This is a genomic window from Paucibacter sp. M5-1 (genome assembly GCF_027498415.2).
In the GTDB taxonomy this organism is placed as follows: Bacteria; Pseudomonadota; Gammaproteobacteria; order Burkholderiales; family Burkholderiaceae_C; genus Roseateles_E.
In genome coordinates this window covers 281,314-299,749 of sequence record NZ_JAPZLM020000001.1, presented here as the reverse complement: position 1 = coordinate 299,749, position 18,436 = coordinate 281,314, and the positions used below count along the sequence as shown (strand labels likewise).

Annotated in this window: 18 protein-coding genes and 1 pseudogene; 8 read left to right on the top strand and 11 right to left on the bottom strand. The window is 67.0% G+C overall.

Annotation, left to right across the window (positions count from 1 at the left end):
* Positions 1–9: 9 nt before the first annotated feature.
* The 3 genes from O5M90_RS01430 to O5M90_RS01420 form a co-directional block, all read right to left on the bottom strand.
* Complete coding sequence (locus O5M90_RS01430; protein ID WP_269841704.1) at positions 10–1,497, bottom strand: carotenoid oxygenase family protein; 1,488 nt, start codon at positions 1,495–1,497, stop codon at positions 10–12.
* 15 nt (positions 1,498–1,512) lie between these two features.
* Positions 1,513–1,938, bottom strand: coding sequence for a DUF2141 domain-containing protein (locus tag O5M90_RS01425; RefSeq protein WP_269841705.1), 426 nt, complete (start codon positions 1,936–1,938; stop codon positions 1,513–1,515).
* Positions 1,939–2,073: 135 nt separating this feature from the next.
* Positions 2,074–3,195 (bottom strand): 3-deoxy-7-phosphoheptulonate synthase, encoded by a 1,122-nt coding sequence (locus O5M90_RS01420; RefSeq protein WP_137940736.1) that lies wholly within the window; start codon positions 3,193–3,195, stop codon positions 2,074–2,076.
* Between the two features lie 53 nt (positions 3,196–3,248).
* On the opposite strand from O5M90_RS01420, the gene O5M90_RS01415 reads away from it, so the two are divergent.
* The gene (locus O5M90_RS01415; protein ID WP_262968200.1) at positions 3,249–4,286 is read left to right on the top strand and encodes a quinone-dependent dihydroorotate dehydrogenase; all 1,038 of its coding nucleotides are present in this window, start codon (positions 3,249–3,251) and stop codon (positions 4,284–4,286) included.
* A gap of 66 nt (positions 4,287–4,352) precedes the next feature.
* Here O5M90_RS01415 and O5M90_RS01410 read toward each other — a convergent pair.
* The 6 genes and pseudogenes from O5M90_RS01410 to O5M90_RS01385 all read right to left on the bottom strand — a co-directional run.
* A pseudogene (locus tag O5M90_RS01410) lies at positions 4,353–4,817 on the bottom strand (FxDxF family PEP-CTERM protein); the annotation flags it as partial.
* A gap of 250 nt (positions 4,818–5,067) precedes the next feature.
* On the bottom strand, positions 5,068–7,395 hold the full coding sequence (gene parC, locus O5M90_RS01405) for a DNA topoisomerase IV subunit A (RefSeq protein ID WP_269841706.1): 2,328 nt from the start codon (positions 7,393–7,395) through the stop codon (positions 5,068–5,070).
* Complete coding sequence (locus O5M90_RS01400; RefSeq protein ID WP_269841707.1) at positions 7,392–8,039, bottom strand: lytic transglycosylase domain-containing protein; 648 nt, start codon at positions 8,037–8,039, stop codon at positions 7,392–7,394. Before O5M90_RS01400 ends, parC begins: the two co-directional genes overlap by 4 nt.
* Positions 8,036–8,566, bottom strand: coding sequence for a GNAT family N-acetyltransferase (locus tag O5M90_RS01395; protein ID WP_269841708.1), 531 nt, complete (start codon positions 8,564–8,566; stop codon positions 8,036–8,038). Before O5M90_RS01395 ends, O5M90_RS01400 begins: the two co-directional genes overlap by 4 nt.
* Positions 8,563–9,600, bottom strand: coding sequence for a histone deacetylase family protein (locus O5M90_RS01390; protein ID WP_269841709.1), 1,038 nt, complete (start codon positions 9,598–9,600; stop codon positions 8,563–8,565). The genes O5M90_RS01395 and O5M90_RS01390 overlap by 4 nt, the downstream gene beginning before the upstream one ends.
* Positions 9,597–11,597, bottom strand: coding sequence for a DNA topoisomerase IV subunit B (locus O5M90_RS01385; RefSeq protein ID WP_137940742.1), 2,001 nt, complete (start codon positions 11,595–11,597; stop codon positions 9,597–9,599). The genes O5M90_RS01390 and O5M90_RS01385 overlap by 4 nt, the downstream gene beginning before the upstream one ends.
* Positions 11,598–11,657: 60 nt before the next feature.
* Between O5M90_RS01385 and O5M90_RS01380 the strand changes: the two genes are divergently transcribed.
* The 7 genes from O5M90_RS01380 (at position 11,658) to O5M90_RS01350 (ending at position 17,471) form a co-directional block, all read left to right on the top strand.
* Complete coding sequence (locus O5M90_RS01380) at positions 11,658–12,881, top strand: MFS transporter (protein ID WP_269841710.1); 1,224 nt, start codon at positions 11,658–11,660, stop codon at positions 12,879–12,881.
* Positions 12,882–12,883: 2 nt separating this feature from the next.
* A complete protein-coding gene (locus tag O5M90_RS01375) occupies positions 12,884–13,006 on the top strand; it encodes a hypothetical protein (protein WP_262968207.1) in 123 nt (40 codons plus the stop codon).
* Positions 13,007–13,067: 61 nt separating this feature from the next.
* Positions 13,068–13,874, top strand: coding sequence for an SDR family oxidoreductase (locus tag O5M90_RS01370; protein ID WP_269841711.1), 807 nt, complete (start codon positions 13,068–13,070; stop codon positions 13,872–13,874).
* On the top strand, positions 13,871–14,413 hold the full coding sequence (locus O5M90_RS01365; protein WP_269841712.1) for a class I SAM-dependent methyltransferase: 543 nt from the start codon (positions 13,871–13,873) through the stop codon (positions 14,411–14,413). The genes O5M90_RS01370 and O5M90_RS01365 overlap by 4 nt, the downstream gene beginning before the upstream one ends.
* A 50-nt stretch (positions 14,414–14,463) precedes the next feature.
* Positions 14,464–15,345, top strand: coding sequence for a 4-hydroxy-tetrahydrodipicolinate synthase (gene dapA / locus O5M90_RS01360; RefSeq protein ID WP_137940745.1), 882 nt, complete (start codon positions 14,464–14,466; stop codon positions 15,343–15,345).
* Between the two features lie 53 nt (positions 15,346–15,398).
* A complete protein-coding gene (bamC, locus tag O5M90_RS01355; protein WP_269841713.1) occupies positions 15,399–16,592 on the top strand; it encodes an outer membrane protein assembly factor BamC in 1,194 nt (397 codons plus the stop codon).
* Between the two features lie 99 nt (positions 16,593–16,691).
* Positions 16,692–17,471: an MBL fold metallo-hydrolase gene (locus O5M90_RS01350; protein ID WP_269841714.1), complete on the top strand. Its 780-nt coding sequence runs from the start codon at positions 16,692–16,694 to the stop codon at positions 17,469–17,471.
* A 76-nt stretch (positions 17,472–17,547) separates the two neighbouring features.
* Here O5M90_RS01350 and O5M90_RS01345 read toward each other — a convergent pair whose 3' ends face one another.
* Entirely contained in the window at positions 17,548–17,775 is a 228-nt protein-coding gene (locus tag O5M90_RS01345; RefSeq protein WP_137940747.1) for a hypothetical protein, read from the bottom strand.
* A gap of 162 nt (positions 17,776–17,937) precedes the next feature.
* On the bottom strand, positions 17,938–18,435 hold the full coding sequence (locus tag O5M90_RS01340) for a hypothetical protein (RefSeq protein WP_269841715.1): 498 nt from the start codon (positions 18,433–18,435) through the stop codon (positions 17,938–17,940).
* Position 18,436 lies beyond the last annotated feature (1 nt).

The following is an 18,436-nucleotide window of genomic DNA, read 5'->3' as shown; positions in this document are numbered from 1 at the left end:
CCGATTATCTCAAGCGGGGTAGAAGCGCCCGTGAAAACCGTAGGGCAGCCATTGAGGCAGCCAGACCCGCGCCAGCGGCCCGGCGGCGAGCGCCTGGGCGTCGAAGATGCTAGCAAAGCTCTGCCGTCGCCCTGTGTCATAGCCCATGCCCAGCAGCCAGCCCTCGCCTTCCTGGCTGCTGCCCGGCTTGGGCACCAGCACATGCTCCTCGATCACGGTCTCGGGCCCAAAGACGAAGCGCTCGCGCCGGCCGCTGTCCAGGTCCAGGCCCATCAAGCCATTGAAGCCCCAGCGCGGGCCCAGATCCACCGCTGTCGGGTACCAGATCTTGCGATAGCGCTGCGCCACCACGCGCGGATCGACCACCGGGAACTCCACCGCCTCGTCGCGCGACTGCAGCTCGATTCGCCCGCCGCCGGCCAGCGTGATGCGCATGAAGCGCGGCGTCGAATGCCGCGGCGGTGGGCGCCGCCCGCGCATCTGCTGCTCCATATCGGCATTGATCTCGGGCAGCGGCGCGCCCTGCACATAGTCGAGATGGATCTCGCCGTCGGCGTCCCAGGCATTGCCGAAGTGGAAGACAAAAGCAGCCGGCATCTCCAGCACCCGCCGCTGGCTCAGATCGGCCTTGGCGATGACCAGCACCCGCGTGGGCTGATCGCGCTGCCAGCGCATCGCGTCCAGCATGCTGCCGCCCGAGCGCAGGGCCGGCAGATCCAGCTGCACCGGCGGCAGCAGAAAGACCAGATAGCGCTGCGAGACCGCGAAGTCATGCACCATCGCCGAGGCCGGCATCGCGAACACCGCGCTCTTGAGCAGGGCACCGGCCGGCGAGAGCTGGTAGATCATCATGCGGCCGTGGGCAGTGCCGAAGTTCCAGCTCGTGCCGTCCGCTTCCTGCTTGGGATGGGCCGAGAACGGCAGGCCGGCCAGCTCGGGAGACCAGACGCGCGGCCCCTTGGTTTCCAGGCTTGCCGGGTCGAGCTCGTAGGCGCTGCCGCCCTCCCACAGCGCATAGAGCCGGCCCGCTTGACGCAGCACGCTGGTATTGGCCACATTCATGCTGTCAGGCCCGTGTATCGGCATGCGCGGCGGGATGGCCGTGCCCAGGGCCGGCACCAGAAAGCGCTGCTCGCGCGCCTCGGCCTTGAACTTGGTGGTCTGCACAAAGCGCGCGCTGTGGCTGACCCGGCCGTCCTCGAAGCGCCAGGCCTGCACCAGGCCATCGCCGTCGAACCAGTGGCGGTAGCGCTCGCCGCCGCGCGCCATCAGGCCCGGGCCATTGCGGTAGTAGACGCCGCGCAGGCCGGCCGGAATCTGGCCCTCGATCCGCAGCGCGCCGGCCTGCGGCACCTCATCGGACAAGCCCGAAAAGGGGCGCAACTCGGGCGCCGCGCTGGCATCGAAGTCTGCAGGCAGGCCCAGGGCCAGGGCTTCCTGGGCGGCGCTGCCCAGCAGGGTCGCCAGGCCGGCGCCGAGAAATTCACGTCTTTGCATGATCGGTCTCCCGGCTCAGTTCAGCTTGATCGTCAGGCGAGCACCCTCGCCCTTCAGCTCGAAGGCGGCCTGCTCGAAGCGCGGCGGGCCGAACTGGCCGACCGCGTTATTGGAGAAGGCGGTCGGCTCCTGCGGCATGCCCATCGCGTTCATGTCCAGGCGGCCGTTGCCGTTCAGGTCATGGATGATGCTGACGCCCACCAGGCCTTCGGGCACGTTCTTCAACAGGACGCGCAGCGCCCCGCCCTGCTGGGCCGAGGCGTCCTGCCGGCTGGCGGCGATCGGCTGGCGCAGCCAGCCTTCGGCGCCGAACACGGCCACCAGCAGCTGGCCGCTGCCGGCACTCAGGCCCTGCACATCAAGGTCCAGCTCGGCCGCCCGGCTGCACAGGCTGAAAAGGCTGAACAGGGCCAGCAGGGGAATCAGAAGGGTGTTTTTCATGCGCGTCCTCGGGGTTCGATTGGGGATGAGCGAACTCTAGGGACGGGACTGCATGGCGCCCAGCAGCAAGCGACAAGGCGCCGTGGCCGGTCGCGAAACGACCGGCCACGGCGCCAGCTGCGCAATGAAACGGGCTCAGCCGCGGCGTTGACGCACGGCCGCCGCCAGCTCGCGCAGCAGCGGTTCTGTCTGGCTCCAGCCCAGGCAGGCATCGGTGATCGAGACGCCGGGCTTCAGGTCGGCCTTGGTCTGGCCCGGGGCCAGGTCTTGCCGACCCGGCTGCAGATGGCTCTCGACCATCACGCCGGTAATGCGCTTGTCGCCCCCGGCCATCTGGGCGGCCACATCGCGGCCAACCTCGATCTGGCGCTCATACTTCTTGCTGCTATTGGCATGCGAGAAGTCGATCATCACCTGCTCGCGCAGGCCCGAGCCCTTCAGCGCCTCGCAGGCGGCCTGCACGCTGGCGGCGTCGTAATTCGGCGCCTTGCCGCCGCGCAGGATGATGTGGCAGTCCTCATTGCCGCGGGTCTCGAAGATCGCGGCCGCGCCCATCTTGGTCATGCCCATGAAGGCATGGCTGGCGCTGGCCGCCAGCACCGCGTCGGAAGCGACCTTGATGCCCCCGTCGGTGCCGTTCTTGAAGCCGACAGGGCAGGACAGGCCCGAGGCCAGTTGCCGGTGGCTCTGGCTTTCGGTCGTGCGCGCGCCGATCGCGCCCCAGGCGATCAGGTCGGAGATGTACTGCGGCGACAGCAGGTCCAGGAACTCGGTGCCGGCCGGCAGGCCCAGCGCCGTGACGTCCAGCAGCAGCTGGCGCGCCAGGCGCAGGCCTTCGTTCATATGGAATGTGCCGTCCAGGCGCGGGTCGTTGATATAGCCCTTCCAGCCCACCGTGGTGCGCGGCTTCTCGAAATAGACCCGCATCACGATCAGCAGGTCCTGCTGCAACTCGTCGCGGGTCTTCTTCAGCAGGCGGGCATAGTCCATCGCCTGGTCGTGGTCGTGGATCGAGCAGGGGCCGACGACCACCAGCAGGCGGTCATCGCGGCCATGCAGCACATCGCCGATCTCCTGGCGGGCCCGCTCGACCAGCTCCAGCGAGGCGTCGGGCAGAGGCAACTCGTCCAGCAGCAGGGCCGGCGAGATCAGCGGGCGCACGGCGCCGATGCGGGTGTCGTCGGTGCGGGTGGTATCGCGGGTCGCATCACGCGAACCGACTTCACGGTCATGTTGGGGGTCATCGAGCGGCTTCATCGCAGTCTCCTTCTGGGCCCGGATTATCGGTGGGCCGATGCGACAATCCGGCCATGTCATTGATGCCTTATGCCCTTACCCGCCCATTTCTGTTCGGCCTGGATCCCGAACATGCCCACGAACTGACCTTGGGCTCCATCGCCCGGCTGCAAAACACCCCGGCCCAATGCCTGTGGGCGCAGCGCCGCATCAGCGATCCGGTCACAGTGGCAGGTCTGAATTTCCCCAATCGCATCGGTCTGGCCGCCGGCCTCGACAAGAACGGCCGCTGCATCGACGGCCTGGGCGCGATGGGCTTCGGCTTCATCGAGGTCGGCACGGTGACGCCCAAGGGCCAGCCGGGCAATGACAAGCCGCGCATGTTCCGCCTGCCCGAGGCCGAGGCCTTGATCAACCGTCTGGGCTTCAATAACGAGGGTCTGGACAGCTTTATCGCCAATGTGCAGCGCGCCCACAGCTTCCGCGCGGCCGGCGGCCTGGTCGGCCTGAACATCGGCAAGAACGCCGCGACGCCAATCGAGCAGGCGGCCGACGACTATCTGCTGGGCCTGGAGGGCGTGTTCCCCCATGCCGACTACATCACGGTCAATATCTCCAGCCCCAATACCAAGAACCTGCGTGCGCTGCAGAGCGACGAGGCGCTGGACGCGCTGCTCTCCCGGCTGCAACAGCGCAAGCTGCAGCTGGAGCAAAGCAGCGGCCGGCGCGTGCCGATGTTTGTCAAGATCGCGCCGGACCTGGAAGAGGACCAGGTCGCGGTGATCGCCCAGACCTTGAAGGTCAACGGCATCGACGGCGTGATCGCCACCAACACGACGATTGCGCGCGACGCGGTCAAGGGGATGCAGCATGCCGAACAGATGGGCGGCCTGTCGGGTCGGCCGGTGTTCGAGGCCAGCAACCGGGTGATACGCCTGCTGCGCGCGGCGCTGGGTTCGGGCTATCCCATCATCGGCGTCGGCGGCGTGCTCAGCGGCGCCGATGCGCGCGCCAAGCTGCAGGCCGGGGCCGATCTGGTGCAGCTCTACACGGGCCTGATCTACAAGGGCCCGGCCCTGGTGACGGACTGCGCCCGGGCCTGCGCGCTCTGAGCTCTTGCTGACTCAGACGTAAAAAAAAGCGGACCGAGGTCCGCTTTTTCATTTGAGCCGCAGGGCTCAGCTCGTCTTGCGACGGCGTGCAACAAAACCGACCACACCGAGGCCGGCCAGCATCAGTGCATAGGTCTCGGGCTCGGGCACCGGCACGGCAGCGGCGGCCGAGTTGATCGAGTAAGCACCGGCCGTGGTGGCCAGAGCGAACACAGCGTAGTAATAGTTACCAGCGCTCAGGGTCACTTCATTGACGGTTGGGGCGCCACCAAAGGTCCAGGCAGCAACGCCGGCATCGTCAGCAGTACCGACCAGACCGTCACCACCCAGGCTGAACAGGCTGTACGTCGCAGGAGCGAACGTGCCGAACGAGCTGACGCTGCTGGCCACCGTGGACGTCTCTGCCAGAGAGAAGCTGAAGGTGTCATACACCAAGCCACCGGCAGTTCCAGCCAAAGCGCTTTCCAGCAAGGCATGCGAGCCCCAATCAAAAGACGCGGCTTGAGCACCAACACCACTCAAGGCCAGAGCCGCCGCAGCGACTAGAGGTTTCAACTTCATAAACAAACTCCCAGGTTGAACAAACGAGTACGAAGAACTCATGACTTATTGTGCACTGCAGCGCAACTCCTGTTCCACCCCCTGAGTCCCTTGTGTTAGGGGCTAAGCCCTTGTTTCTTGTACCTTTTTGTAAGTACCGCCCTGATTCGGAGTGCCCGTGTAAGCCAAGGTTGCCGGACTAAAAAACTTCGGCTTGCACCATTTCCGTACCGCCTGCCCTTCAAACGGGCAGAACGCGCGCCACTTTCTGCAAACCTTCGACCGCCTTGCCCTTTCGAGCCCTCTTGCCGGAATACTGAGCAAGATTTGTGCCTTTGAGCAGCTCTTCCTTGGGCTTGCCACCGCGCCCGCTGCCCAGCACCTGCAGAGCCTGAGTGAAGGCCGCCACGCTCAGCAGCGCATCCTTGGGCTCCAAGTCGATCAGGGTCAGACCGCGCCCGCCCTTGGGCTGGTGTTTCAACTCGTCCAGCGCATAGGTCAGCAGACGGCCGTTCAGCGACAGGCAGGCCAGCTGCACACCCAACACCTCGCCGGCCGGCAAGGCGGCCGGCGGCAGCGGCTTCTCCTCACCTTCCAGGCTCAGGAAGGTCTTGCCGGCCTTTTGCCGGCCGATCAGATCGCCCACCTGGGCGATCAGGCCAAAGCCACCGGTGCCGGCCAGCACCAGGCGCTGCTGGGTGTTGGCGGCATAGTAGTGGGCGATCTGCGTGCCGCTCTCCAGTTCGATCAGGGTCGTGATCGGTTGGCCATCGCCACGCCCGCCGGGCAGCACCGCCACCGGCACCGAGTAGACCCGGCCATTGCTGCCGAACACGATCAGCGGATCGACGCTGCGGCAGGCGAAGGTGCCGTACAAAGTGTCGCCGGACTTGAAGGCCAGCGCTGCCGCATCGACCTCATGGCCCTTCAGCGCACGCACCCAGCCCTTCATGCTGACCACCACGGTGACCGGCTCGTCCACCACCTTGATCTCGGCCACCGCGCGCTTCTCCTCCTGGATCAGCGTGCGGCGCTCGTCGCCATACTGCTTGGCGTCGGCCTCGATCTCCTTGATCACGGTGCGCTTGAGCACGCCGGGATTGGCCAGGATGTCGTCCAGCTTGGCCTGTTCCTCGCGCAGGCTCTTGAGCTCCTGCTCGATCTTGATCGCCTCCAGCCGCGCCAGCTGGCGCAGGCGGATCTCCAGGATGTCCTCGGCCTGGCGGTCGGAGAGGCGGAAACGCTCGATCAGCGCCGGCTTGGGCTCATCGGCATTGCGGATGATGCGTATCACCTCGTCGATGTTCAGCAGCACCAGCTGCCGGCCTTCCAGCACATGGATGCGGTCCAGCACCTTGGCAAGGCGGTGCTGGGTGCGGCGCTGCACCGTGACCTGGCGGTAGCCCAGCCATTCGACGATGATCTGGCGCAGGCTTTTCTGCGTCGGCCGGCCATCGGCGCCAATCATCGTCAGATTGATCGAGGCCGAGGTCTCCAGGCTGGTGTGGGCCAGCAGGGTCGTGATCAGCTCCTGCTGCTCGACCGTGCGGCTCTTGGGCTCGAACACCAGGCGCACCGCCGCGTCCTTGCTGGACTCGTCGCGGACGCAGTCCAGCACCGCCAGCACACTGGCCTTGAGCTGCAGCTGCTCCTGGCTCAGGGCCTTCTTGCCGGCCTTGACCTTTGGGTTGGTCAGCTCCTCGATCTCCTCCAGCACCTTTTGCGAGCTGGTGCCATGCGGCAGCTCGGTGACCACCAGCTGCCACTGGCCGCGCGCCAGGTCCTCGATCTTCCAGCGCGCACGCAGCTTCAGGCTGCCACGACCGCTCAGATAAGCCGAGCGGATGTCCTCGGCCGCGCTGATCAGCTGGCCGCCGCCCGGATAGTCGGGGCCGGGCAGCAGGCCGAAGAACTCGTCATCGCTCAGCTTGTCGTTCTTCAGCAGGGCCACCGCAGCCGCGGCCACCTCGCGCAGATTGTGGCTGGGCACCTCGGTGGCCAGGCCGACGGCAATGCCGGAGGCACCGTTGAGCAGCACAAAAGGCAGGCGCGCCGGCAGCTGGGTCGGCTCCTGGGTCGAGCCGTCGTAATTGGGCGCGAAGTCGACCGTGCCCTCGTCGATCTCGTCGAGCAGCAGCCGTGAAATGGGCGCGAGACGGGCTTCCGTGTAGCGCATCGCCGCCGCGCCATCGCCGTCGCGGCTGCCGAAATTACCCTGACCATCGATCAGCGGATAGCGCTGGCTGAAGTCCTGGGCCATGCGCACCAGCGCGTCATAGACCGACTGGTCGCCATGGGGGTGGAATCGGCCCAGCACATCGCCGACCACGCGCGCGCCCTTCACAGGCTTGGCGCCGGTCGTGCCGCTGAAGGACAGACCCATGCGGTCCATCGAGTACAGGATGCGGCGCTGCACCGGCTTCTGGCCATCGCAGACATCGGGCAGGGCCCGGCCCTTGACGACCGACAGTGCGTACTCGAGATAGGCCTGCTGGGCATAGTGCGCCAGGGTCAGCGCCTCGTTGCCATCCTCGGCGGGCGGGGTGAAATCAATCGTGGTCTGGGTCATTTTGGACTGCTGTGAATTCGGAGGTGCTGGGCCTGGGCCGGCAGGCTGCGTTGCAGCAGGGCCCAGTAGAGCTCCAGCACCAGATGGACATGGGCCTGGGTCTCGGCGAACGGCGGCATGCCGTCGCCATGGCGGCGCACCGCGCCCTCGCCGGCATTCCATGCCGCCAGGGCCACATCGATGCGGCCGAAGCGTTGGATCAGACCGGCCAGCTTGCGCGCGCCGGTCAGCACATTGGTACGGGGATCGAGCAGGCGCTGGGTCTGCTCGGCCGGGGCGACGATCTGCATCAGGCCGACCGCGCCGCGCGGCGAGACCGCGTCATGCCGGTAGCCGGACTCGACCGCGATCACCGCCTTCAAGAGTTCCATATCGACGCCGTGACGCGCCGCAGCCTCGCGCAAAAAGGGCTGCACCGCCTTGACCTCGGGCGCGAACTCCAGCCAGGTCAAGAGGCCCTGGCTGCCGTCGAGCTTGCCGGGCACGCGGCGATCCGGCTCGGCGGCGCCGAGCACCAGGCCATAGTTGCTGTTGAGCGGGCGGCTGGCCAGATGGGCAACGCCGGCGCCATCGACATAGCCCCACAGCTCGGCCTGCGCGAGGCCGCTGAGCAAGAGCAGGCACACAACAGCGAGGCGTCTCACGCGCCCTCCTCGCCCAGCGCGATGCGGGCCTGGTACTCGCGGTCCAGCATGGACATCACGATCAGGCTGTCATAGCCATCGGCCCCAACGCTGACGCGCACGCTTTCGCGCAAACGCCCTTCCTCGACAAAGCCCTCGCTCTGGTAGAGCGCATAGGCGCGGGTGTTCAGCGCCTTCACATCGAGCCAGAAGCGATGCGCCTGCAGCTGACTGAAGGCCAGCTTCTTCAGCTGGCGCACGCAGGCCCGGCCTAGGCCCAGGCCCTTGGGGCCCAGCACGATGCGCTTGAGCTCAACTGAGCGGTGCGGGTTGCGGCAGCCCTGCAGGATCACGAAACCGGCGCGCTCGTTGGAATCACCGAATTCGACGATGAAATGGCGCGAGTCCGGGAAGCGGATCGCGCCCTCATGCTGGGTGCGCTCCCAGGGCGTGATGAAGGGCAGATTGGCGGCGTCCTGCTCGACCGTGACGACATAGTCCAGATCGGACAACATGGTCGGGCGCAGGCTGACGCGGGGCACGCTCATCCCTGACCGCCTTCAAACCCTTGCAACACGGCCACCACATTCAGGCCTATCGCCTCGGTCGCGTAGCCACCTTCCTGCAGCAGCAGCGTCGGCCAGCCCTGCGCGGCCAGTATTTGGCCCATGCGCGTGAACTCGGGCCGGTCCAGCTTGAAGTGCGAGATCGGGTCGCCGCCATAGGTGTCCACGCCCAGCGAGACGATCAGCAACTCGGGTGCATAGGCGCGCAGCCGGGCCAGCGCGGCATCGAGCGCGGCAAACCACTCGTCGTTGCTGGCGCCGGCCGGCAGCGGGTAGTTGGCATTGCAGCCCGCGCCGGTGCCGGCGCCGCGCTCGTCGGCATGGCCGAGGAAGAAGGGGTACTCGGTCTGCGGATCGCCATGGATGCTGGCATAGAACACATCGGCGCGCTCGTAGAAGATCGCCTGCGTGCCATTGCCGTGGTGGTAGTCGACATCGAGGATGGCCACGCGCGCCAGGCCGCGATCCAGCGCCGCCTGGGCCGCCACCGCCGCGTTATTGACAAAGCAGTAGCCGCCGAAGAAATCGGCGCCGGCATGGTGGCCGGGCGGGCGGGTCAGCACATAGGCCGCGCGCTCGCCGGCCAGCACCAGGTCCAGGCCGCTCAGGCAGGCCTGCGCGCCCCAGTAGGCGGCCGGCCAGGAACCCGCGGTCAGCGGCGTGCCGCTGTCCATCGAATACAAGCCCATGCGGGCGGCAAAGCTCTTGGGCTCGACATCCGAGCGCAGGCTGCGCACCGGCCAGACCGCGGGGAAAGCATCGCCCTCGCCGCCCAGTGCCAGCCACTCGGCATGCGCGCCCTGCACAAAGCGCAGATAGGCCGGCGCATGCACTCGCTCCAGCGGCGCCAGCCCGTGATCGCTCGGCGCCAGCACCTCGCCCAGCGCCGCGTCCCGCAGCGCCTTCAGCACATAGTCGGCCCGGGCCGGGATCTCGAAGGCCGGCACCAGTTGGCCGCGGAAGAACTCATGCGTGGCCGCATGCAGGCCATGCCTGTCGTTGTAGACCGTCTTCACACATCCACCTCGATCGAGTCGCCGTGGATCTCCATCAGCTCGCGGCGCGAGGCGGCCTCGCCCTTGCCCATCAGCTTGTTGAAGGCTTCCTCGGTCTGGCCCAGGTCCAGCTCGCCGTAGCGCACCGGCGCCAGGCGGCGCGTCTCGGGGTTCAGCGTCGTGTCCCAGAGCTGCTCGGCGCTCATCTCGCCCAGGCCCTTGAAGCGGCTGATGCTCCAGGAGCCCTCGCGCGCGCCTTCCTTGCGCAGCTTGTCCAGGGTCGCGGTCAACTCGCCCTCGTCCAGCGCATAGATCTTGGCGGCCGGCTTCTTGCCACGCGCCGGCGCGTCGACACGGTACAGCGGCGGCCGCGCGATGCAGACATGCCCAGCCTCGACCAGGCGTGGGAAATGGCGGAAGAACAGGGTCAGCAGCAGCACCTGGATGTGCGAGCCGTCGACATCGGCGTCCGACAGGATGCAGACCTTGCCGTAGCGCAGGCCGCTGAGGTCTGCGGCATCGTTCTTGCCATGCGGATCGACGCCCAGCGCCACCGAGATGTCGTGGATCTCGTTATTGGCGAACAGGCGGTCGCGCTCGACCTCCCAGGAATTCAAGACCTTGCCGCGCAGCGGCAGGATGGCCTGGGTCTCTTTGTCGCGGCCCATCTTGGCGCTGCCGCCGGCCGAGTCGCCCTCAACCAGAAAGATCTCGTTGTGCAGGATGTCGCGGCTCTCGCAGTCGGTCAGCTTGCCGGGCAGCACGGCCACGCCCGAGCCCTTGCGCTTCTCGACCTTCTGGCTGGCACGCTGGCGGGTCTGCGCCTGCTTGATGACCAGCTCGGCCAGCTTCTTGCCGTAGTCCACATGCTGGTTCAGCCACAGCTCCAGCGCCGGCTTCACATAGGTGGAGACCAGGCGCAGCGCGTCGCGCGAGTTCAGCCGCTCCTTGGTCTGGCCCTGGAACTGCGGGTCCAGCACCTTGGCCGACAGCACGAAGGAGGCACGCGAGAACACATCGTCGGGCATCAGCTTGACGCCCTTTGGCAGCAAGGAGTGCATCTCGATAAATCCCTTGATCGCGCCGAACAGGCCGTCCTTGAGCCCCGACTCGTGCGTGCCGCCGGCAACCGTCGGGATCAGGTTCACATAGCTTTCCCGCATCACCTGACCCTCCTCGGTGAAGGCCACGCACCAGCCGGCGCCCTCGCCCTCGGCGAAATTCTCGGTCTCGGCCTTGCTCGCGTACTGCTCGCCCTCGAACAGCGGGATCAGCGGGTCGGCGCTGAGCGTCTGCATCAGATAGTCGCGCAGCCCGCCCTTGTAGGCCCAGGTCTGGATCTCGCCGCTCTTCTCATGCTTCAAGGTCACCGTGACGCCGGGCATCAGCACCGCCTTGGAGCGCAGCAGGTGGACAAGCTCGCCCTTGGGCAGATCGGCGGCCTCAAAGTACTTGGCATCGGGCCAGACCCGCACCGTCGTGCCCTGCTTGCGGTCGCCCGAGGCCATTGCGCGCACCGTCACCGGCTCGACCACATCGCCGGCCTCGAAGGCCAGGGTCGCGACCTGCTTGTCGCGCCAGACCGTCACCTCCAGGCGCTTGGCCAGCGCATTGGTGACCGAGACGCCGACCCCGTGCAGGCCGCCCGAGAAGCTGTAGGCACCGCCCGAGCCCTTGTCGAACTTGCCGCCGGCATGCAGGCGGGTGAACACGATCTCGACCACCGGCACCCCTTCCTCGGGGTGCAGGCCGAAGGGGATGCCGCGGCCATCGTCGGCGATGGACACCGAGCCGTCGAGATGCTGGATCAGATCGATGCGCTTGCCGAAACCGGCCAGGGCCTCGTCGGCCGCGTTGTCGATGACTTCCTGGATGCAGTGCAGCGGGTTGTCGGTGCGGGTATACATGCCCGGACGCTGCTTGACGGGCTCCAGGCCCTTGAGCACGCGGATGGAGGCCTCGCCGTAGGAGCCCGGGGAACTGCCAGGGGTGGTGCTTGAATTTGCTTTGGTCGCCATGGGGCGCGATTCTAGGACCCGGCCCGAGCAGGGTCGTCCGGCTTTGGCTACAGTGCGCGGATGAGCACCGCCGCCACCCCACCCAAACTGTCCATGAACCAGGTGCTGCTGTGCGGCGCGCTGATCGTCACGCTGTCCATGGGCATACGCCACGGCTTCGGCCTGTGGCTGCAGCCGATCACGATGGAGCGGGGCTGGACCCGCGAGACCTTTGCCTTCGCCCTGGCGATCCAGAACATCGCCTGGGGCCTGGCCGGGCCGCTGGCCGGCATGCTGGCCGACCGTTTCGGCGCCTTCAAGGTGCTGATCGTTGGCGGTCTCTTGTATGCGCTGGGCCTGGTGCTGATGGCCTTGTCGACCTCGGGCCTGGCCTTCACCGGCAGCGCCGGCCTGCTGATCGGCATGGCGCAGTCGGGCACCACCTATGCAGTCATCTACGGCGTGATCGGCCGCAATGTGGCCCCGGAGAAGCGTTCCTGGGCCATGGGTGTCGCCGCGGCGGCCGGCTCCTTCGGCCAGTTCCTGATGGTGCCGGTGGAGAACTGGCTGATCTCGGGCACCGGCTGGCAGAACGCGCTGTTCATCCTGTCGATCGCCGCGCTGCTGATCGTCCCGCTCGCCTTCGGCCTGCGTGAACCGGCACAGTCGCGTGCGCACAGCGCCCAGCATCAAAGCATCGCCCAGGCGGTGCGCGAGGCCTTCGGCTACCGCAGCTTCCAGCTCTTGATGGCCGGCTATTTCGTCTGCGGCTTCCAGGTGGTCTTCATCGGCGTGCACATGCCCAGCTACCTGAAGGACAACGGCCTGTCACCGCAGGTCGCCACCTATGCGCTGGCCCTGATCGGTCTGTTCAATGTGTTCGGTACCTATGCGGCCGGCAGCCTGGGCCAGCGCATGCCCAAGCGCTATCTGCTGTCGGGCATCTATGCCTTGCGCTCGGTGGCCATCGTCGCCTTCCTGCTCGCGCCGCTAACGCCGAAAAGCGTCTATATCTTCTCGGCCGTGATGGGCGTGCTGTGGCTTTCCACCGTGCCGCCGACCAACTCGGTGGTGATGCAGATCTTCGGCATCCAGCATATGTCGATGCTGGGTGGCTTTGTCTTCCTGAGCCACCAGGTTGGCAGCTTCCTGGGCGTCTGGCTGGGCGGCAAGCTCTATGACAGCAGCGGCAGCTATGACGTGGTCTGGTGGCTGGCCGTCGCGCTGGGTGTCGCTGCAGCCCTGATCAATCTGCCGGTACGCGAGCATGCCATCGTGCGGTCGGCAACGCCCGCAGCGGCCTGATCATGGGCTGGCGCCGCGCGCTCGCCTGGGCCGTGGCCGGCTTGGTGCTGGCTGCGGTGTTCCTGGCCTATCTGCAGCCGGCGCTGATGCAACAGTTGTCCGAGCAGCTCTGGGCCTGCTTCTAGCTTGCCCGCCGCTCGCTGCAGCCACAATCCACACGCCAATGACAGAACAGGGAGTGTGGGGATGAAGGTGGTGGTGATCACGGGTGCCTCGGACGGCATCGGGGCCGAACTGGCCCGGCAATGGGCAGGGCGCGACGAGCAGGGCCTGGCCCTGGTGCTGGCGGCCCGCAGCCAGGACAAGCTGGAGGCCGTGGCCGCTCAGTGCGAGGCCCTCGGGGCCCAGGTGCTGGCGCTACGCTGTGATGTCGAACAGCAAGGCGATTGCCGCACCTTGGTGGAAGCGGCCATCGCGCGCTACGGTCGCATCGACGTGCTGGTCAACAATGCAGGTATCTCGGCCCATGCACTGCTGGCCGAGGTCGTCGACCTGGCCTGGTACGAGCGCCTGATGCGTGTCAATTTCTGGGGCAGCGTCTGGACTACCCATGCCGCCCTACCTCACCTGAAAGCCAGTCGAGGTCGCATCGTCGCCGTATCCAGCTTGGCCGGCCTGCTGGGCATTCCCGGTCGCACCGCCTACAGCGCGAGCAAATTCGCGATGGGCGGCTTCTTCGAGGCGCTGCGCGGCGAAATGGCGGCCGATGGCGTCAGCATCACGGTGGCCTACCCGGGCGTGGTCGATACCCAGATCCGCTATCGCGGCCTCAATGCACGCGGCGAGGCCCTCGGGCGCAGTGCCATGGACGAACGCGGCGCGATGACGGTGCAGACCTGCGCCCGGCTGATACTCGACGGCGCACTGGCGCGCCGGCGCGAGGTCGTGATGACGGCCAAGGGCCGGCTGGGCCGCTGGCTCAAGTTGCTCGCGCCGGGGCTGGTCGATCGCATGGCCATGGCCGCACTGAAGAAAGAGGAGCGTCCGCGATGAGCGAGCCGACCGTCTCGACCTGGCTCCTGCGCTGGCCCCAGGCCTGCCAGCCCGGCCGCACCGCGCTGGACCTGGCCTGCGGCTCGGGCCGCCATGTGCGCCATCTGGCTTCTCTGGGCATGCAGGTCACCGCCGTGGACCGCGATGCCCAGGCCCTGGCCGCGCTGAGCGGCCTGGCCGAAACCCTGGTGGCCGATATCGAAGCCGGCCCCTGGCCGCTGGGCGAGCGCCAGTTTGACCTGGTGCTGGTCACTAATTACCTGTGGCGCCCGCTGCTGCCGCGCATCGCGGCGGCCGTTGCACCGGGCGGCTGGCTGATTTACGAAACCTTTACCCAAGGCCAGCAAAGTGTGGGCCGACCGTCCAATCCGGAGTTTCTGCTGCGACCCGGCGAGTTGCTGCAAGCCTGTGCGGGGCTGCGTGTCGTCGCCTATGAGGACGGCTTTCTGGACGGGGTCAACCCGCGCTATCTGCAGCGCGTTGCTGCGGTTCGCGAAAGCGCCGAGCCGGGGGTTTTCCAGCGCTACCGCCTGGACTGAGCCAAGAGGCCGGCGCGCTTCAGTAGAATCCGCCGATTGCGAGGAATTCCATGACACCGATTGTTGGCAGCATCGTCGCGCTTGTGACGCCGATGCAAGAGGACGGCAGCGTCGACTACGCCGCGCTGCGCAGCTTGATTGACTGGCATATTGCCGAAGGCACGGACTGCATCGGCGTGGTCGGCACGACCGGCGAGTCGCCCACCGTGAGCGTCGAAGAGCATTGCGAGATCATCCGCGTGGCGGTCGAGCATGCGGCCGGGCGCGTGCCCATCATGGCCGGCACCGGTGGCAACTCCACCGCCGAGGCGATCAATCTGAGCCGCTTCGCGAAGCAAGTCGGCGCCGACTGCACGCTGTCGGTCGTGCCCTACTACAACAAGCCCTCGCAAGAAGGCATCTACCAGCACTTCAAGGCCATCGCCGAGGCCGTCGACATCCCGATGATGTTGTACAACGTGCCCGGCCGCACCGTCGCCGATATGGCGCCCGAGACGAGCTTGCGCTGCGCGGCCCTGCCCGGCGTCATTGGCATCAAGGAAGCCACCGGCAATATCGAGCGCGCCGCCTACCTGATCAAGCATGCGCCGGCCGGCTTCTCGATCTACTCGGGCGATGACGGCACGGCCGTGGCCCTGATGCTGCTGGGCGGTCATGGCAATGTCAGCGTCACCGCCAATGTCGCGCCGCGCGCGATGCACGAGCTCTGCAAGGCCGCGCTGGCCGGCAATGTGCGCGAGGCCACCCGCATCCATATGCAGCTGCTGGGCTTGCACAAGCAGCTGTTCTGCGAACCCAGCCCGGCCCCCACCAAATGGGCGCTGGAGCGCCTGGGCCGCTGCAAGTCGGCACTGCGCCTGCCGATCACGCCGCTGACGGCCGCCGGCCAGGCCAGCGTGGCGCAAGCCATGAGCGAAGCAGGCCTGCTCTGACCCGGGGCTTCTTGCTCCAGGTTCTTCCCGTTTATCCAGCTTTCAGTTCGGAGATGTCTAGCGTGACCCGTTCCTTTCCCATTGATGCCAAGGCCACGCGCCTGGCCCGCACAGCACTGAGCACCACGCTGATCGCCTCGCTGGCTGCCTGCAGCTCCTTTGACGGCATGCTGAGCTCCGACAAGGTCGACTACCGCACCGCGGCCCGCCAGACCACCGGCCTGGACGTGCCGCCGGACCTGACCCAGCTGGCCCGCGACAACCGCTCCCAGGTCCAGGGCGGCTCGGTCAGCGCCTCGGCGCTGCAGCAGGGTGGCGGCGCAGCGCGCGCCACCGCAGCCCCCAGCAACCAGGTCGCACTGAAGGCGGCCGGCAATGTCAGCCTGGAGCGCAACGGCGAGGTGCGCTGGCTGCGCAGCACGGCCAATGCCGACCAGCTGTGGCCGCAGCTGCGTGCCTTCTGGCAGGAATCCGGCTTCGAGCTGGTCAAGGACGATGCCGCCGTGGGCCTGCTGGAAACCAACTGGGCCGAAAACCGCGCCAAGCTGCCGCAGGACTTCATCCGCCGCACCATAGGCACGGTACTGGACTCGGTCTACTCGACCGGCGAGCGTGATATGTACCGCACCCGCATCGAGCGCGTGGCCGGCGGCGGCACCGACATCTATATCAGCCATCGCGGCATGCAGGAGGTCTACACCACCAGCCAGCGCGAGCAGACCGCCTGGCAGCCGCGCGCCGCCGACCCATCGCTGGAAGGCGAGATGCTGTCGCGCCTGATGCTCAAGCTGGGCGGCCAGACCGAAGCGGCCAAGGCCGTGGTGGCGGGCGCCGCGGCACCGGTCGCGATCCCCTCGTCCGAGCTGCCGCCCTCGCGCGGCGGTGCGCGCAGCCGGCCGCTGAGCGAAGTGCCCGACACGCTGCAGGTCAACGAAGGCTTCGAGCGCGCCTGGCGCCGGGTCGGCCAGTCGCTGGATCGCCACGGCTTCACCGTCGAGGACCGCGACCGCAGCCAGGGCCTGTTCTTCCTGCGCTATGCCGACCCGACCCAGGCCGGCAAGGAAGAGCCCAACTTCTTCCAGCGCTTGTTCAAGGGCGAGCAGGCGGTGACCGCCAACCGCTACCGCGTCTCGGTCAAGTCCGAGGGCGAGCGCAGCACGGTCAGCGTGCTCAACAACCAGGGCCAGCAGCAGACCGACGAGAACGCCAAGCGCATTCTGAACCTGCTGATGGACGATCTGCGCTGAAGCAGCCTAAGCTCCGACATGGCCGCCGCCTGCTGACGCAGCGGCGGCTTTTTTCTTGTTCGATCTCGGTTCAACCTCCATCACACAGCGGGCTTTTCGATGCGTTTTTGCAGCCTGGGCAGCGGCAGCGCCGGCAACGCCACCCTGATCGAAGCCAGCCAGGGCATCACCAGCACCACCGTGCTGATCGACTGCGGCTTCAGCCTGCGCGAGCTTGGCCGTCGCCTGGCGCGCGCCGGCAGCGCTCCCGAGCAGCTCAGCGCGATCTTCATCACCCATGAACATGGCGACCATGCCGGCTGCGCGCTGAGCCTGGCCCGCCAGTACCAGCTGCCGATCTTCACCAGCCGCGGCACCTGGCGCGCGATCGGCAGCCCGGACTTCGACCCGGCGCTGCTGCACCTGACCCAGGACGGCGAACGGCTGACGATCGGCGACATCGAGCTGCGACCCTTCGCGGTGCCGCATGATGCCAACGAGCCGCTGCAGCTGAGCGCCAGCGACGGCCACCGACGCCTGGGCGTGATCACCGATATCGGCTCGCTGACGCCCTCGGTGGTGCAGCATCTGCAGCACTGCAACGCCCTGCTGCTCGAATGCAATCACGACGAGGCCTTGCTGCGGGCCAGCAGCTATCCGGCAAGCCTGAAGCGCCGCATCCTGGGCAGCCACGGCCATCTCTCGAATGCGTCAGCCGCCGCGCTGCTGAACGAGTGCCTGCATCAGGGGCTGCGGCATGTGGTGGCGGCGCATCTGAGCGAGCGCAATAACTCGCCGGCGCTGGCGGCGGCGGCTCTGGCCGAGATACTGGGCGTGGCACCGGCAGATATTCCGGTGGCCAGCCAGACCCTGGGTATGGATTGGCTGGATTTGAACTGAGACGGATTAGAACGGCGAACCCAAAAGAAAAGCCGCCCGGCTTGCGCCGGGCGGCTTTCAGTGACCGGAAAACCGATTACTTGCTGGCAGCCGAAGCGGCAGCGTCGGCGACAGCCGAGGCAGCGTCAGCAGCGGCGCCGGCGACAGCCGAAGCAGCGTCGACAGCAGCGCTGGCCGCATCAGCGACGGGAGCCGGAGCAGCAGCCGAAGCCGGCTCAGCGGCGACAGGAGCCTCTTCCTTCTTGCCACAAGCGGAGAGAGCAACAGCAGCCAGCAGGGAGGCCAACAGGATCGACTTTTTCATACGTGTCCTCAAAGAATCAATTAGACGAAGAAACAATTACCGGTATTTCTTGAAGCAGCGCCGCACTACCACCCGACAGCGTGCCTCAGTAGAACAAGACGTGGAAACCTCGAACGCTTCCCTCGCCTAGCCCAGCATTGTAGCGTCACTTGGGGAAACTCCTTACAGGCCCAGGGTACTTGCCGAAAAGGATTCGGTCGAACGTTGCCAAACCGCATCAAACCATTCCCTGCACGCCACATCATCCGCAGTTCGCACCGATAGCGCGGCCCGCCATTGCTGAGCATCCAGCAGGCGCAGGCTGAACAGCCCCGGCGCCATCAGCAACCCCACCGGCCGGCCAACGCCGACATCCTCGGCCTGGTATTGCACCGCCTGCACCACATGGTCCCAGGTCCGCCGCCATTGGACAAAACGTGGGTGCAGGCGCTGCACCGCGTCGTACTGGGCCGCCGCGATCCGCAGCCGCCGATGTGGCAGGGCCCATTGCTTCAAGGCCTCCAGCATCGCCGGATCCGACAGCGGCCAGGCCGCGAAATCGGCGTCGAGCCAGAGCAGCTCGCGCCCGCCCTGCTCCGCTGCGTACTGCAGGCCCTCGCGCAAGGCCTGCACAAAATCCTGGCGACCGTTGATGATGCCCTCGGTCAAGCTCACTGCCATG

What these genes read in the sequence shown, in the direction of transcription:
- O5M90_RS01340 (WP_269841715.1), bottom strand. Translation starts at nt 18,435, where the DNA reads ATGGCAGTGAGCTTGACCGAGGGCATCATCAACGGTCGCCAGGATTTT.
- parC (WP_269841706.1), bottom strand. Translation starts at nt 7,395, where the DNA reads ATGACCCAGACCACGATTGATTTCACCCCGCCCGCCGAGGATGGCAAC.
- O5M90_RS01365 (WP_269841712.1), top strand. Translation starts at nt 13,871, where the DNA reads ATGAGCGAGCCGACCGTCTCGACCTGGCTCCTGCGCTGGCCCCAGGCC.
- bamC (WP_269841713.1), top strand. Translation starts at nt 15,399, where the DNA reads ATGTCTAGCGTGACCCGTTCCTTTCCCATTGATGCCAAGGCCACGCGC.
- O5M90_RS01430 (WP_269841704.1), bottom strand. Translation starts at nt 1,497, where the DNA reads ATGCAAAGACGTGAATTTCTCGGCGCCGGCCTGGCGACCCTGCTGGGC.
- O5M90_RS01425 (WP_269841705.1), bottom strand. Translation starts at nt 1,938, where the DNA reads ATGAAAAACACCCTTCTGATTCCCCTGCTGGCCCTGTTCAGCCTTTTC.
- O5M90_RS01385 (WP_137940742.1), bottom strand. Translation starts at nt 11,597, where the DNA reads ATGGCGACCAAAGCAAATTCAAGCACCACCCCTGGCAGTTCCCCGGGC.
- O5M90_RS01415 (WP_262968200.1), top strand. Translation starts at nt 3,249, where the DNA reads ATGTCATTGATGCCTTATGCCCTTACCCGCCCATTTCTGTTCGGCCTG.
- O5M90_RS01375 (WP_262968207.1), top strand. Translation starts at nt 12,884, where the DNA reads ATGGGCTGGCGCCGCGCGCTCGCCTGGGCCGTGGCCGGCTTGGTGCTG.
- O5M90_RS01420 (WP_137940736.1), bottom strand. Translation starts at nt 3,195, where the DNA reads ATGAAGCCGCTCGATGACCCCCAACATGACCGTGAAGTCGGTTCGCGT.
- O5M90_RS01370 (WP_269841711.1), top strand. Translation starts at nt 13,068, where the DNA reads ATGAAGGTGGTGGTGATCACGGGTGCCTCGGACGGCATCGGGGCCGAA.
- O5M90_RS01350 (WP_269841714.1), top strand. Translation starts at nt 16,692, where the DNA reads ATGCGTTTTTGCAGCCTGGGCAGCGGCAGCGCCGGCAACGCCACCCTG.
- O5M90_RS01380 (WP_269841710.1), top strand. Translation starts at nt 11,658, where the DNA reads ATGAGCACCGCCGCCACCCCACCCAAACTGTCCATGAACCAGGTGCTG.
- dapA (WP_137940745.1), top strand. Translation starts at nt 14,464, where the DNA reads ATGACACCGATTGTTGGCAGCATCGTCGCGCTTGTGACGCCGATGCAA.
- O5M90_RS01395 (WP_269841708.1), bottom strand. Translation starts at nt 8,566, where the DNA reads ATGAGCGTGCCCCGCGTCAGCCTGCGCCCGACCATGTTGTCCGATCTG.
- O5M90_RS01345 (WP_137940747.1), bottom strand. Translation starts at nt 17,775, where the DNA reads ATGAAAAAGTCGATCCTGTTGGCCTCCCTGCTGGCTGCTGTTGCTCTC.